The following is a 15,520-nucleotide window of genomic DNA, read 5'->3' on the forward strand; positions in this document are numbered from 1 at the left end:
AACGGGGACACTGTCGCGCCGCGCGCGCGAGCGCGCACACGCGACGGTTTACAATACGGACTTTCGCTGCGGCGCGACCGGCGCACCGCGCAGACGCGCCATTCTACCGGCGCCCATCATCGAAGAGACAAGGAGACTCCGTGACGATCTACAAGCTGGGCGATACGGCCCCGACGATCCACGAAAGCGTGTTCGTCGCCGATACGGCGGCCATCATCGGCAAAGTCGTGCTCGAGGAAAACGCGAGCGTGTGGTTCGGCGCGACGATTCGCGGCGACAACGAGACGATCACGGTCGGCTCGGGCAGCAACGTGCAGGAAGGCGCGGTGCTGCATACCGACCCCGGCTATCCGCTGGCGATCGCCGAAAACGTCACGATCGGCCACCAGGCGATGCTGCACGGCTGCACGATCGGCGAAGGTTCGCTGATCGGAATTCAGGCGGTGGTCTTGAATGGAGCGGTGATCGGCCGCAACTGTCTGGTCGGTGCCGGCGCCGTGGTGACGGAAGGCAAGACGTTCCCGGACAACTCGCTGATTCTCGGCGCACCGGCGAAAGTCGTGCGCGAGCTGTCGGCAGACGACATTGCGCGGCTGCGCGCGAACGCGAAGACGTATGTCGAGCGGCGTGCGCATTTCAAGGAGCAACTCGTGCGGATCGGCTGATTCGTACGGATTTCAAGGAACAAGAGTGAGCGACCAGTTACAGAAATTCATGTTCAACGCAGCGCCCGTGCGCGGCGAGATCGTTTCGCTGCGCAACACGTGGCACGAAGTGCTCGCGCGGCGCGACTATCCTGCCCCGGTGCGCACCGTGCTCGGCGAGATGATGGCCGCGTGCGCGTTGCTGTCCGCGAACCTGAAGTTCAACGGCACCCTCATCATGCAGATCTTCGGCGACGGGCCGGTGAAGATGCTGGTCGTCCAGTGCAGCTCGGATCTGTCGATGCGGGCCACCGCCAAATTCTCGGGCGACGCCGCGCAGACCATCGGCGACGATGCGACCTTCGCGATGCTCGTCAACGCGAGCGGCCACGGCCGCTGCGTGATCACGCTCGATCCGGCCGACAAGCAGCCGGGTCAGCAGCCGTATCAGGGCATCGTGCCGCTGAACGGCGCCGACGGTCCGCTCGAATCGGTGTCGCAGGTGCTTGAGCACTACATGCACCACTCCGAGCAGCTCGACACGCGGCTGTGGCTCGCGGCCGACCGCGATCGCGCGGTCGGGATGCTGCTGCAGAAGCTGCCGGGCGACGGCGGCATCGTGCCGCGCAACGCGGAGACGGACATCGACACGTGGGAACGCGTGTGCACGCTCGGCGGCACGCTGTCCGCGAAGGAGCTGCTCGAGGTCGAGCCGGAAGTCGTGTTCCGCCGGCTCTTCTGGCAGGAGAACGTCCAGCACTTCGAGCCGGCCGGCACGCGCTTCCAGTGCACGTGCTCGCGCGAGAAGGTCGGCGCGATGCTGCGCATGCTCGGCCGCGACGAAGTCGACAGCGTGATCGCCGAACGCGGCCACGTCGAGATCCACTGCGAATTCTGCAACCAGCGCTACGAATTCGATCCGGTCGACGTCGCGCAGCTGTTCGCGGCACCCGAACTCGCCAGCGGCATCACGCCCGCTGCCGAGCAGCGTCACTGAAGCGCGCGCCCGCACCGCGCGGGCGCATAATGACGCACGAGAGCGCCGCACTGCGGTCAGGCGCCGGGGCCTCGGCCCACGGCGCCGATCGTTTCCCGCCGGCGGCGCGCTGCAGGAGAATCGCATGAACCGCCCGTTTCGCCTCTTCGTCCTGACGAGCGCCGCCGCCGGCACGCTCGCCATTGCCGGCTGCGCGGTGCAGCCGTCGTCCACGATCCTGAGCCGGCTGCCGGAGCCCGGCGCATCGTCGGGGCAGCCGCCCGTGCTGTCGGCCGCCGAGCGCAAGCGCTACGACGAAATCGACAAGCAAGTGCTGCGCGACCAGAACAACGCGATGGCGGCCGAGGCCGCCGCCCGCGCGTGGTCGTACTATGCGGCGCCGCCCGTCACCGTGTATGGCGGGTATTACGGCGGATGGGGCAATCGCTGGGGAACCGGCATCAGCTACGGCTATCCGGGCTGGTGGTGGTAACGCACACCGGCATCGCCGCCGATTGACACTCGGCAGGAAATAAAAAAGCGCGGTATTTCCCGCGCTTTTTCAATGGATCGGCTCATGCGCACTCAATGATGCGCGGCCTTGCCCTTGTCGCCGCCGTGATGCCGCGACGGCTTCGCGATCGACTGCGGGTTCGGGACCACGCGCACCGGCGCCGCCGAGACGACGCCGCGCGTCGACGTATTCGACGGCGTGTTGCCGACCGGCGTGGGCGGCGCATTCGGCGACACGAACTGCACGAACACTTCGCCGTCCTTCACCATCCCCATCTCGTAACGCGCGCGCTCCTCGATGGCGGCCGTGCCGCTCTGCAGATCCTGCACTTCGCCTGCGATGCGCTCGTTGCGCAGCTTCTCGTCCGCATTCTTCTGAAGCTGGTCGTCAAGTTGCTGACGCAACTCGTGCACCCGCAGCCAGCCGCCGTGTCCCCACCATAGGGGGTACTGAATGAGCGCCAGCAGGACAATCAGGACGACAGTGACAAGCCGCATGTAGAAGACGCAGATATAAGAAGCGCCGCTCCGCGCGTCGGCACAGAGCGGCGTCGAGATGACGAACCCGATAGTAGCGCGTTAGCGCAGGTTATAGAAAGCCGATTTGCCCGGGTAGCTCGCGATGTCGCCGAGATCTTCCTCGATGCGCAGCAGCTGGTTGTACTTCGAGATGCGGTCGCTGCGCGACAGCGAACCCGTCTTGATCTGACCGGCGTTCAGGCCGACCGCGATGTCGGCGATCGTCGAGTCTTCCGTTTCGCCCGAACGGTGCGAGATCACGGCCGTGTAGCTCGCGCGCTTGGCCATCTCGATCGCCGCGAACGTTTCGGTCAGCGTACCGATCTGGTTGATCTTGATCAGGATCGAGTTCGCGATGCCCTTCTCGATGCCTTCCTTCAGGATCCGCGTGTTCGTGACGAACAGATCGTCGCCGACGAGCTGAACCTTCTTGCCGAGGCGATCGGTCAGCAGCTTCCAGCCGTCCCAGTCGCTTTCGTGCATGCCGTCTTCGATCGACACGATCGGGAACTTGTCGGCGAGCGTCGAGAGGTAGTCGGTGAATTCGGCCGACGACAGCTGCAGACCTTCGCCCGCGAGCTGGTACTTGCCGTCGTGATAGAACTCGGATGCCGCGCAGTCGAGCGCGAGCAGCACGTCTTCGCCCGCGCGATAGCCGGCCTTCTCGATCGCCTGCAGGATCGTCGACAGGCACTCGTCGTTGCTGCCGAAGTTCGGCGCGAAGCCGCCTTCGTCGCCGACGGCGGTGCTCATGCCGCGGTCGCTCAGGATCTTCTTCAGCGCGTGGAACACTTCGGCGCCGCAGCGCAGCGCTTCGCGGAACGTCGGCTGGCTGACCGGAACGATCATGAATTCCTGGATGTCCAGGCTGTTGTTCGCGTGCGCGCCGCCGTTGACGATGTTCATCATCGGGACAGGCAGCTGCATCGCGCCCGAGCCGCCGAAGTAGCGGTACAGCGGCAGGCCGGCTTCTTCGGCCGCCGCCTTCGCGACGGCCATCGACACGGCCAGCATCGCGTTCGCGCCGAGGCGCGACTTGTTGTCGGTGCCGTCCAGCTCGAGCAGCGTCTTGTCGAGGAACGCCTGTTCCGACGCGTCGAGGCCCATGATGGCTTCGGAGATTTCCGTGTTGATGTGCTCGACGGCCTTCAACACGCCCTTGCCGTTGTAGCGGCCGGCCTCGCCGTCACGCAGTTCGATCGCTTCGCGCGAGCCGGTGGACGCGCCCGACGGCACCGCCGCGCGGCCCATCGTGCCCGATTCGAGCAGCACGTCGCATTCGACGGTGGGGTTGCCGCGCGAATCCAGAATCTCGCGGCCGATGATATCTACGATTGCACTCATGGGTTTCCTCTGAGAATGACGATGGATTCTTCAAGCTGCGACGGCCTGCGCGCCGGGACTGCTTTCGCTACTGACGCCCGAAGCCGCCGCAAGGTTCATTCGGTCTTTAATTGAAATCGTTTTCCAGGAACGGACCGCGCTTCACGGCCTGGTCGAGCGTGACGAGCGTTTCGAGCAGCGCGCTCATCCGGTTCAGCGGCACCGCATTCGGACCGTCCGACTTCGCTTCGGCCGGATTCGGATGCGTTTCCATGAACAGCCCCGCGACGCCGGTCGCGACCGCCGCACGTGCGAGCACCGGCACGAATTCGCGCTGGCCGCCCGAGCTCGTGCCCTGCCCGCCCGGCAACTGCACCGAATGCGTCGCGTCGAACACGACCGGCGCGTTCGTCTCGCGCATGATCGCGAGCGAGCGCATGTCGGACACGAGGTTGTTGTAGCCGAACGAGACGCCGCGCTCGCACGCCATGAAGCGGTCTTCCGACAGACCGGCCTCACGCGCGGCGTCGCGCGCCTTGTCGATCACGTTCTTCATGTCGTGCGGCGCGAGAAACTGGCCTTTCTTGATGTTGACCGGCTTGCCCGAGCGTGCGCACGCGTGGATGAAGTCCGTCTGGCGGCACAGGAACGCCGGCGTCTGCAGCACGTCGACGACCGACGCGACCTGCTCGATCTCGTCGATCGAATGCACGTCGGTCAGCACCGGCAGGCCGAGCTGGCGCTTCACCTCGGACAGGATCCGCAGCCCCTCGTCCATTCCGAGGCCGCGAAACGACTTGCCGGAACTGCGGTTCGCCTTGTCATAGGACGACTTGTAGATGAACGGAATGTTCAGCTTCGCGCAGATTTCCTTCAGGCGGCCGGCGGTGTCGATCGTCATTTGCTCCGATTCGACGACGCAGGTACCCGCGATCAGGAAGAAAGGCTTGTCGAGACCGACCTCGAAATCGCACAGCTTCATGCTTGCACTCCGGCGCGCGCTTCCTTGTTGGCGAGCGCGGCTTCGACGAACGACTTGAACAGGGGGTGACCGTCACGCGGCGTCGACGTGAATTCCGGGTGGAACTGGACGCCGACGAACCACGGGTGCATCGAACGCGGCAGTTCCATCATTTCCGGCAGATCCTCGCTCGGGGTACGCGCGCTGATGATAAGGCCGCCGCTTTCGAGCTGGGGCACGAAGCGGTTATTGACTTCATAACGGTGGCGGTGACGCTCGTTCACGTCCTTGCCGTAAATCTCTTCCGCGAGCGTGCCGGGCTTGATCGGGCAGCGCTGCGAGCCGAGGCGCATCGTGCCGCCGAGATCGGAATCCTCCGTGCGCGTCTCGACCTTGCCTTCGCGGTCGTACCACTCGGTGATCAGCGCGACCACGCGTTCCGGCGTGTCCGGATCGAATTCCGTGCTATTCGCCTGCTTCAGGCCGACGACGTCGCGCGCGAATTCGATCACCGCGAGCTGCATGCCGAGGCAGATGCCGAGATACGGCACCTTCGCTTCGCGCGCATAGCGGATCGCCGCGATCTTGCCTTCGGTCCCGCGACGGCCGAAGCCGCCCGGCACCAGCACCGCGTCGAGATGCTTGAGGCTGTCGACGCCGTCCGTCTCGATCTCTTCCGAGTCGATGTACTCGATGTTGACCTTCGTCGACGTGTGCAGCGACGCGTGGCGCAGCGCCTCGATCAGCGACTTGTACGACTCGGTCAGATCGACGTACTTGCCGACCATGCCGATCGTCACTTCGTGCTTCGGATTCTCGAGCTTCTCGACGAGCTCCGACCACATGCTGAGGTCGGCGTCCTTCGGCGACAGTTTCAGTTCCTCGCAGATGATGCGGTCGAGGCCCTGGTCGTGCAGCATCTGCGGAATCTTGTAGATGCTGTCGACGTCCCACACGGAGATCACCGCGTCTTCCGGCACGTTCGAGAACAGCGAAATCTTCTTCGATTCGTCGTCGGGGATGCGGCGGTCGGCGCGGCACAGCAGCACGTGCGGCGAGATGCCGATCTCGCGCAGCTTCTGCACGCTGTGCTGCGTCGGCTTCGTCTTCAGTTCGCCGGCCGTCGCGATGTACGGCACGAGCGTCAGGTGCACGAAGCACGCGCTGTTGCGGCCGAGGCGCAGGCTCATCTGGCGCGCGGCCTCGAGGAACGGCAGCGACTCGATGTCGCCGACCGTGCCGCCGATCTCGACGATCGCGACATCCGGCTCGCCGCAGGTGGCCGACGCCGCGCCGCGCTCGATGAACGCCTGGATCTCGTTCGTGATGTGCGGGATGACCTGCACGGTCTTGCCGAGATAGTCGCCGCGGCGCTCCTTGCGGATCACCGATTCGTAGATCTGGCCGGTCGTGAAGTTGTTGGCCTTGCGCATCTTCGTGCTGATGAAGCGCTCATAGTGGCCGAGGTCGAGATCCGTCTCTGCGCCGTCTTCCGTCACGAACACTTCGCCGTGCTGAAACGGGCTCATCGTGCCGGGGTCGACGTTGATGTAGGGATCGAGTTTGAGGAGGGTGACTTTCAGACCGCGCGATTCGAGGATCGCGGCGAGAGAGGCGGCGGCAATGCCCTTGCCGAGGGAAGAAACTACGCCGCCGGTGACGAAAACATATTTGGTCATCGCTGGATGCTCGCGGGAAAAACGGATTATACCGTAAAGCCCGCCCTTCTCTCAGCAATTGACGCGATGATCGCGCCCCTTCGCGCTGTGCCGCGCGCGGACGCGTCAGCCGCGCGGGCCGGCCGCGACCGGCGCCCCGCGCCGGCCTGCGGCGCGGCCGCCGTCGCGCGTCACGCGCTCTGCGCGAGCGGCTGCGCCGCTTCGTCCGCGCGCAGCGAATTCAGCATCCGCTGCAATGCGCGGGCCGTCTCGAGCGGGCGCTCCATCGGGAACAGATGGCTGCCCTCGATCCATTCGATGCGCCCGCGCGCCGCGCGCCACGTCGCGTCGAGCCCGACCTGCCGCACCTCGCGCGAACGCGTGCCGGCCAGAAAGCCGAGCGGCACCGGCGCGCCGTGCGCGAGCCGCGGGCCGAGCGTGTGCGGCAGCGTCCGGTAGATCAGGTATTCGATCTGCCGATCGAACGCGAGCGCGCGCGTGCCGTCGGGGTCCACCTGCGGAATCCCGTAGTCGATGTAGTCGGCGAGCATCCGTTCGTCCCAGCGTGCAAACGCCGGCTTCTCGCGAAAGTGCCGCCACGCTTCGTCGCGGCTCGCCCAGTGCGTGCGGCGGTTGCGCGTCGCGGCGGCCGGCGACAGCCGCTCGTCGAGCCCCGCCCACTGCGTCGCGCGCAACGCGCCGGCACGCCACCCCGCGATGATCGGCGAATCGAGCATCACGACGCCGCGCACCCAGTGCGGCTTCTTCAGGGCCGCCATCAGCGACAGGTATCCACCGAGCGAATGGCCGACGAGCCAGACGGGACGCTCGTAGCGGCTGCCGATGTCGTCGAGCAGTTGCTCGACGAGATGCGGCCAGTCGCGCGTCACCGGATAGCGACGGTCGTGGCCGATCCGCTCGATGTAGCGCAGCTCGTAGTCGTCCGCGAGTTCGGCGAAGAGCGTCCGGTACGTCGAGGCCGGAAAGCCGTTCGCATGCGAGAAATGCAGAATGTCCTTCAAACGCCGTTGTCTCTTGTGTCGCCGCGCGCGCGGCCGGCCGCGCGCCCCGCGCCGTCGCATGCCTGCGTCAGCGGTCCATCCAGTACCGGCGTCGCTCATCGCGGTAGCGCGCGAATCCGAATCCGCGCTCGGCCGGCCCGACGTCGAAGCGCACCGCGCCGTCGCGATCGGTGCGCGGCAACGGAATGCCGCGCGCCGCATAGCGCGCGATGACCGTGCGGTGCGGGTGCCCGAAATGGTTTCGATAGCCTACAGGAAATACCGCGACGCGCGGCCCGACCGAGTCGAGGAAAGGCTCGACCGACGAGGTCCGGCTGCCGTGGTGCGGAACGACGAGGATCTGCGCGGCCAGCGCGTCGCGCATGGTATCGACGAGCCGGCGCTCCGCGTACGCGTCGATGTCGCCGGTCAGCAATGCCGACGTGGCGCCCGCGTCGATGCGCAGCACGCACGACTGCCGGTTCGACGGCCCCGCACGCGGGCCGCCCGGCGGCCACAGCACCGTGAAATCGACACCGTCCCAGCGCCAGCGCTGCCCCGCCGCGCACGGCACGCGGTCGGCCACGCCGGCCGCCTGCGCATCGCGCCATCGCGCGTGACCGGCCGGAATGCCGGCCAGCAGCTGCCGCACGTCGGCCGCGCCGTAGACGGCCGGCGCGCCGCCCGTATGGTCGCTGTCCGCGTGGCTCAGCACGAGCGTATCGAGCGTGCGGATGCCGCGCGCACGCAGCGACGGCGCGACGATCCGCTGCCCCGCGTGCGTCGATTCGGCGCCCGGCCCTGCATCGAACAGCAGCGTGCGGCGCGCGGTTTCGACGAGCACCGACGTGCCCTGCCCGACGTCGAGCACGGTCAGCCGGAACGCGCCGACGGGCGGTGCGTCGGGCGCGGGCGCGACGAGCGGCAGCCACGTGAGCGGCGCCGCCCAGCGCAACGGCCAGCCGCGCGGCATCAGCATCCAGACGACGCCGACGCACGCGAGCACGAGCACGGGCACGTCCGGCATGCGCAGCCACATCACGCCGGCCGGCCACGCGGCGAGCCGTGCCAGCAGCGTCATCATCGGTTCGAGCGACGCATGCGCGAGCCGCAGCATCGCCGCGTCGAGCGGCGCGGGCAGCACGAGGCCGGCAAGCACGGTCGGCGTCACGACGAAACTGACCCACGGAATCGCGAACGCGTTGCCGAGCGGCCCCGATAGCGAGATCTGCGCAAACCATGCGGCCGTCAGCGGCGCGAGGCCGATCGTCACCGCGTACTGCACGCGGGCGGCGTCGGCGAGGCGGTGCAGCGCACGCATCGCCCACATGTGCAGCCGCCGCATCGCGCCGGGCGCTTCGCCGTCGGTGTCGGCCTCGTGTTCGCGTACCGCGCGCCAGCCGGCCACGGACAGCAGGATCACCGCGACCGCACCGAACGACAGCCAGAACCCGGCCGACAGCACGGCCCACGGATCGGCGAGCAGCACGCCGCCGAGCGCCGCGCACAGCACCGCGGACGTCGGCACGCTGCGGCCGGCCAGATACGCGACGCCGCCCGCGGCGATCATCCACCACGCGCGTTGCGCGGGCACGTTGAATCCCGCTAGCGCCGCGTAGCCGCCCGCCGCGGCAAGCGCCGCCAGCGCGGCGACGTACGGTGCGGGCAGCGCGAGCGTCGCGGCCCGCCCGTGCCGGTGCAACCGACGCCACACCGCCGACGCGAGCGCGCCCGCCAATGCGCCGACCAGCCCGACGTGCAGCCCCGAGATCGCAATGTTGTGGTGAAGAACACACAATCATGCGCCCACCTACCCCGGGGGTATCGCCTTTCGGGCCGTGCTTCGCGAATTCGTCAGGTGTCGGTTGATTGGCCGAAAGGCATAATGGCGGCTTCATGGCTGAAGCGCCATAACGCAAGCAACAACACCTATGACCGCACTCGAAAAACTACTCGATACCTTCCGCCACACTGCCGTTACTGAACGGGAGAAAGGAACCTACTTCGAAGAGTTGATCGTCACCTATTTGCGGAATGAAGCCACGTACCGCGATCTGTACAGCGATGTCTGGACTTATGCGGAATGGGCCGACTTGCAAGGGTTGGACAAGCGGGACACTGGCATCGACCTTGTGGCGAAGACACAGGGCACCGCCGAGTACCACGCGATCCAGTGCAAGCTGTTTGCGCCGGACCATAAGGTCCAGAAGAGCGACATTGATAGCTTCTTCACGGCATCGGGCAAGAAGCCATTCACGCGCCGGATCATCGTCGCCACGACGAATCATTGGAGCGAACACGCCGAAGATGCCTTGCTGGATCAGCAGCCACCGGTCAGCAAGATCGACCTGACCGCCCTTGAAGAAAGCCAGATCGATTGGGGCCAGTACCATCCCAAGGCCGCGCCGGTCATCAAGGCGAAGAAGGAACTGCGCCCGCACCAGACCAATGCGCTGAACGCAGTCGTTCACGGTTTGGCAACTGCCGACCGTGGCAAGCTGATAATGGCCTGCGGTACGGGCAAAACGATGACTGCGCTGAAGATCGCCGAAGCGATGGCCGGTGCGGGCAAGCGGGTGCTTTTCCTTGTCCCGAGCCTATCGCTGCTTTCCCAATCCCTGACCGAATGGACGCAGGAAAGCGCGACGCCGCTTCATAGCTTCGCGGTTTGCTCGGACAGCGACGTTGGCAAGAAGCGCAAGAAAGAAGACGACATGGTGCAAACCTTCGTCCACGAACTGCGCTATCCGGCCACCACTGATTCGGCCCGACTGGCGGCAGAGATGGCGAAGCGGCACGACGCGTCGCACATGAGCGTCGTGTTCAGCACGTACCACTCTATCGACGTAATCAGCCGTGCGCAGAAGCAGTTCGGGATGGCCGACTTCGACCTGATCGTCTGCGATGAAGCGCACCGCACCACCGGCGCAACGTTCGGCGACGATGACGAAAGCACCTTCGTTCGGGTCCACGACGCCGATTACATCTGCGCCGCCAAGCGCCTGTACATGACGGCGACGCCACGTATCTATGGGGATTCAGCCAAGGCCACGGCTGAACGGGACAACGTGGCGCTTTGCTCGATGGACGACAAGGCCCTGTACGGCGACGAACTGTTCGTCATCACCTTCTCGGAAGCCGTGAAGCGCGGGTTGCTGGTGGATTACAAGGTGATCGTGCTGGCAGTCGAAGAGACGCACGTCAACCGGCGTCTGCAAGACCTGCTGCGCGATGAGAACAACCAGTTGAAGGTGGACGATGCTGCCAAGATCGTGGGCTGTTGGAAGGCGCTGTCGAAGCAGGGATTGACCGAAGACTTGGTTGGCGACGGTGATCCCATGAAACGTGCAGTGGCCTTCTGTCAGGTCATCGAAGTCTCGAAAGGTGCCAAGACGCACAAGGTCAGTTCGAAACAGATCGCTGGGATGTTCCAAGCGGTCGTCGAAGCGTATCAAGAATCTGAAGAGACGGAAGAGTTCGAACAGGTGGCGCGGCTCCACTGCGAAGCCGAACACGTTGACGGCGGCATGAACGCCAGCGAGAAGGAAGCGAAGCTGGCATGGTTGAAAGCCGAAACACCCGAGAACACCTGTCGCATTCTCAGTAACGTCCGATGCCTGTCCGAAGGTGTGGACGTTCCCGCACTGGATGCCGTGCTGTTCCTGACACCGCGTAATTCGCAGGTTGACGTGGTGCAGTCGGTTGGTCGCGTGATGCGCAACGCACCGGGGAAGAAGCGCGGGTATGTGGTCCTGCCGGTGGTGATTCCGGCTGGCGTCGAACCGCACGAAGCCCTAAACGATAACAAGACCTACGCCGTCGTCTGGCAGGTCCTGCAAGCGCTGCGTTCGCACGATGACCGCTTTGACGCGATGGTGAATAAGCTCGACCTGATCGGCAGAGACACCAGCAAGATGGAAGTCATCGCGATCACCGACAAGATTCAGAAGAAGCAGCAGAAAGCCAACAACGGGACGAAGAACAAGGACGCTGGTAAGGGCGGCTTCACCATCGGCGAAGCGGTCAAGAAGCGCACGCCGCAGGAACAGCACGAACTGGAATTCGAGATCGGCGAGATCGAGAAGGCCATCTATGCCAAGCTGGTTCAGAAGGTCGGCAACCGTCACCACTGGGAAGACTGGGCGAGCGACATCGCGAAGATTGCCCGGACCCACATCGACCGCATCACTGGCATCATCGAGAACCCGGAGAACACGAAGGAACGGCAAGCGTTCGATTCATTCGCCGCCGAACTGCGCGACGACTTGAACGGCAGCATCACGGACGGCGAGATCATCGAGATGCTGGCGCAGCATCTCATCACCAAGCCGGTATTCGACGCCTTGTTCGCCGACTACAGCTTCGCGAAGCATAACCCGATGTCGCTGGCGATGCAGAGCGTGCTGGATGTACTGCACGAACACCGCTTGGATAAAGAAGCCGACACGCTCGAACGATTCTACGAGAGCGTGAAACTGCGGGCGGAAGGTATCGACAACGCGGCGGGCAAGCAGAAGATCGTCGTCGAACTTTACGATAAGTTCTTCCGAAATGCTTTCCCGAAGATGACCGAACGCTTGGGGATCGTCTATACACCGGTGGAAGTTGTGGACTTCATCATCCATAGCGTCGCGGATGTCTTGAAGACCGAGTTCGGCCAGACCTTGGGTAGCAAGGGCGTCCACATCATCGACCCGTTCGTCGGTACGGGCACGTTCGTGACGCGTTTGCTGCAAAGTGGTCTTATCAAGCCAGAAGAACTGCCGCACAAGTACAAGCACGAAATCCACGCGAACGAGATTGTGCTGCTGGCTTATTACATAGCGTGCATCAACATAGAAGCCGTGTACCACGGCATCGTCGGTGGTAAATACCAGCCGTTCGAAGGCATCTGCCTTGCGGATACCTTTCAGCTTTATGAAAAGGAAGACTTGGTAGATGCGGTACAAGCGAGCAACAGTGCCCGCCGTAAGCGCCAGAAGAAGCTCGACATCCGGGTCATCATGGGCAACCCGCCCTATTCAGCCGGTCAGGACAGCGCGAACGACAACAACCAGAATGTGGCGTACCCGCATCTCGACAGTCGCATCCGAAGCACCTATGCCGAGCGGTCCAGTGCCACGAACAAGAACGCGCTGTATGACAGTTACATTCGTGCGATCCGGTGGGCCAGCGACCGGATCGGCAAGAGCGGTGTGATCGGCTTCGTGACCAATGCAGGGTTCCTTGAAGCAAACACGGCCGATGGCTTGCGAAAGTGTTTGGCTGACGAGTTCAGCAGCATCCACGTGTTCCACCTGCGGGGAAATCAGAGAACTTCCGGTGAAGTGTCGCGCAGGGAAGGCGGCAAGATTTTTGGTGGCGGCAGCCGCGCACCGATTGCCATCTCCATCTTGGTCAAGAACCCGGACGCCGCACAGCACGGCCAGATTTTCTTCCATGACATCGGTGACTACCTGACGCGCGAAGAGAAACTAGCCAGGATCAGCACCTTCGGTAGCATCGACGGAATCACGCAAGTGGGTGGCTGGCGGTCGATCACGCCTGACCAGCACGGAGATTGGTTGAAGCAGCGGGACGACGGCTTCGGGGAGTACATTGCGCTCGGCGACAAGGACGGAAAAGAGCCACAGGCGCTGTTCGAAAGTTACTCGGGTGGCGTCAAAACTCAGCGCGATGCTTGGTGTTACAACTCTTCCAAGTCCGCCGTCGCCGCGAACATGACCCGCATGATTGACGCGTACAACAGTGAAGTAGCCCGGTTCATTCATGCTACTGCGGGACTCGACAAGAAGGCTCGGGAAGACAAGGTGAGCGGGTTCATCGACACGGACCCAACGCGAATCAGTTGGACCCATAGTCTCAAACAGGATTTATCGAAAGGCCGCAGCCTTTCCTTCGAAGAAACATGCCTGACGACAAGCGTGTATCGCCCGTTTGGTAAGCAGTGGCTTTACTACAGTCGCCGCTTCAATGAAAGGGTGTACCAGATGCCGCGCATATTCCCTGACGCCGCTGCCGAAAATCTGGTCATCGTCTTGTCAGGTACTGGCGGGCGTACAGCGTTCACCGCGTTAATGGTCAATAGCGTGCCAAGTCTCCATACAGCGGACATCGACGGTTCTCAATGCTTCCCGTTGTACCTGTATAGCGAACCTGCTGATGAAATCACGGAAGCGTCGCCAAACGCCGAACTGTTCGAAGCGCCGACCGCAGCCGGGGCGCACCGCGAACGTCGAGACGCACTGACGGATGAAGGGCTGACGCACTTTCAGGCTGCATATCCGGGCCAAGCGATCACCAAGGAAGACGTGTTCTATTACGTCTATGGCTTGCTGCATTCCCCGGACTATCGTGAACGATACGGTGATACGCTTCGGAAGGAACTACCGCGCATCCCATGCGTGAAGACTGCTGCCGACTTTTGGGCCTTCTCGAAGGCTGGTCGGAAGCTGGCGGACCTGCACGTCAACTATGAAACGGTCGAGATGTACCCGTTGCAGATCGAAGGTGGCGGATTGCTGTTGACCGACGCGGACTACCGGGTCGAGAAGATGCGGTATGGCAAGAACGGCAAGGACAAGGACCTGAGCACGTTGATCTACAACGACAAGATCACGGTCAAGGGCATCCCGTTGGAAGCCTACGAATACGTGGTGAACGGCAAACCGGCGCTGGATTGGGTTGTCGAGCGCCAGTGCGTCAAGGTGGACAAGGATAGCGGCATCGTCAACGACGCGAACGACTACGCCATCGAAACGATGAACAATCCACGCTACCCCTTGGAACTGTTCCAACGGGTTGTGACAGTCAGTCTCGAAACGATGAAGATCGTGAAGTCGTTGCCACGTCTCGATGTTCAGTCGCCGGGTCCGACTGTCGGCCAGTTGACGGAAGCGAAGGACACGCCGGACGCACTGACTGCATGATTGGCTGATCTCGGGGAAAGTCGAATGAACTGGAAGCGAACGCGGTTGTTCATGCGGCGATGGCTTTGGTACACGATTCACGATGCGTTCGCGCAGACATTCGGCTGGCTTACGCTGTTCGGTGGGTCCTTTGGTGGCTTCATGCTTGCCAAGTTCGGCGTCGGCGCGAGCAACGACCAGTTCACAAACAACGTCATCGGGGCGGTCGGCGGCTTTGTCATTGGCTTGGGCTTCTACGCGATAGTCGGCTTCTTCAAGACCCGGCGATACATGCAGCCGCTTGCATTGTCGATCACTGACGACGTGCTGTCGCCGGACTTCACCTTCAACGATAAGATTCGTGGCTACAGTGTGGCAACTGTCGTCAGAAACCGTTCGGACGTGTATTGGAAGGACTGCATTGCCCACGTGATGAACGCCCCGCTATATGATGGATCGACCGGCCCGCGTTTCGTGGAGAAGTTCGATCTCCCGCCGAAGTCGAAGAAGATCGTGTTCGTTGCGTATTGGTTCTCGCGCGAACCGCCGAATCCCGATGACCAAGACATCGGTCTGAACGGCCCGGATGGCAATTGTTGGGGCGGCAACGTGTGCAGGGTGTCGGGTACAGGGACGAATCTTCACATTCAGATTCGTCCGCAAGATGCGGACAGCAAAGACGTTCATTGCCGGGTCTGGATCGACAGGACCGCTCGTAAGCTGAGAGCGGAGCTGCTGCCGGATTGAACCGGATACGACTTCCATCAGGTCATGGCCGACTATTCAAAGAATCTCGCAGAACGATTTTCGAACCGTGGGCCGAAGGTAGGTTACTGTGCGATTTGCCGAACGCACGGTCCGCTGACGGCAGATCATGTGCCGCCAAAGAACTGCGGCAACATCAACGACTCGATATTCACGGATGTCTACGGTCCAAGTCCTGAAAGGCCGCGCAAACCGGTTATGTTGCGGATTTCGGCGATGGTGATCAATCGTTTCGGCGAACGTGATCAGTCT

Annotated in this window: 11 protein-coding genes and 1 pseudogene; 6 read left to right on the forward strand and 6 right to left on the reverse strand. The window is 63.3% G+C overall.

The genetic code is table 11. From position 1 onward, the window contains the following. The first annotated feature begins 140 nt into the window (after positions 1-140). From ACSHSS_RS24270 to ACSHSS_RS24280, 3 genes are all read left to right on the forward strand, one after another. The gene (locus ACSHSS_RS24270) at positions 141-665 is read left to right on the forward strand and encodes a gamma carbonic anhydrase family protein (protein WP_105840994.1); all 525 of its coding nucleotides are present in this window, start codon (positions 141-143) and stop codon (positions 663-665) included. Positions 666-690: 25 nt separating this feature from the next. Continuing rightward, complete coding sequence (gene hslO / locus ACSHSS_RS24275) at positions 691-1,641, forward strand: Hsp33 family molecular chaperone HslO (protein WP_006401932.1); 951 nt, start codon at positions 691-693, stop codon at positions 1,639-1,641. A gap of 124 nt (positions 1,642-1,765) precedes the next feature. Next, positions 1,766-2,113, forward strand: coding sequence for a hypothetical protein (locus ACSHSS_RS24280; protein ID WP_105758322.1), 348 nt, complete (start codon positions 1,766-1,768; stop codon positions 2,111-2,113). Between the two features lie 92 nt (positions 2,114-2,205). On the opposite strand, the gene ftsB is transcribed toward ACSHSS_RS24280, so the two are convergent. From ftsB to ACSHSS_RS24310, 6 genes and pseudogenes are all read right to left on the reverse strand, one after another. Then, positions 2,206-2,631, reverse strand: a complete 426-nt coding sequence (gene ftsB / locus ACSHSS_RS24285) for a cell division protein FtsB (protein ID WP_445545652.1) — start codon at positions 2,629-2,631, stop codon at positions 2,206-2,208. A gap of 81 nt (positions 2,632-2,712) precedes the next feature. Then, the gene (eno, locus tag ACSHSS_RS24290; protein ID WP_006401935.1) at positions 2,713-3,996 is read right to left on the reverse strand and encodes a phosphopyruvate hydratase; all 1,284 of its coding nucleotides are present in this window, start codon (positions 3,994-3,996) and stop codon (positions 2,713-2,715) included. A gap of 106 nt (positions 3,997-4,102) precedes the next feature. Further along, the gene (gene kdsA, locus ACSHSS_RS24295; protein ID WP_006401936.1) at positions 4,103-4,957 is read right to left on the reverse strand and encodes a 3-deoxy-8-phosphooctulonate synthase; all 855 of its coding nucleotides are present in this window, start codon (positions 4,955-4,957) and stop codon (positions 4,103-4,105) included. After that, the gene (locus tag ACSHSS_RS24300) at positions 4,954-6,615 is read right to left on the reverse strand and encodes a CTP synthase (RefSeq protein ID WP_445545653.1); all 1,662 of its coding nucleotides are present in this window, start codon (positions 6,613-6,615) and stop codon (positions 4,954-4,956) included. The genes kdsA and ACSHSS_RS24300 overlap by 4 nt, the downstream gene beginning before the upstream one ends. A gap of 170 nt (positions 6,616-6,785) precedes the next feature. Next, positions 6,786-7,616: an alpha/beta fold hydrolase gene (locus tag ACSHSS_RS24305; RefSeq protein ID WP_445545654.1), complete on the reverse strand. Its 831-nt coding sequence runs from the start codon at positions 7,614-7,616 to the stop codon at positions 6,786-6,788. Positions 7,617-7,683: 67 nt separating this feature from the next. Continuing rightward, a pseudogene (locus ACSHSS_RS24310) lies at positions 7,684-9,378 on the reverse strand (DNA internalization-related competence protein ComEC/Rec2); the annotation flags it as partial. A 148-nt stretch (positions 9,379-9,526) separates the two neighbouring features. On the opposite strand from ACSHSS_RS24310, the gene ACSHSS_RS24315 reads away from it, so the two are divergent. The 3 genes from ACSHSS_RS24315 to ACSHSS_RS24325 form a co-directional block, all read left to right on the forward strand. Continuing rightward, entirely contained in the window at positions 9,527-14,524 is a 4,998-nt protein-coding gene (locus tag ACSHSS_RS24315; protein ID WP_445545655.1) for a DEAD/DEAH box helicase, read from the forward strand. 24 nt (positions 14,525-14,548) lie between these two features. Continuing rightward, positions 14,549-15,250, forward strand: a complete 702-nt coding sequence (locus ACSHSS_RS24320) for a hypothetical protein (protein WP_212164883.1) — start codon at positions 14,549-14,551, stop codon at positions 15,248-15,250. 24 nt (positions 15,251-15,274) lie between these two features. Then, positions 15,275-15,520, forward strand: a 246-nt coding sequence (locus ACSHSS_RS24325; RefSeq protein ID WP_445545656.1) for a hypothetical protein, incomplete at its 3' end; no start/stop codon positions are given.

This window comes from Burkholderia sp. BC1 (assembly GCF_052683555.1).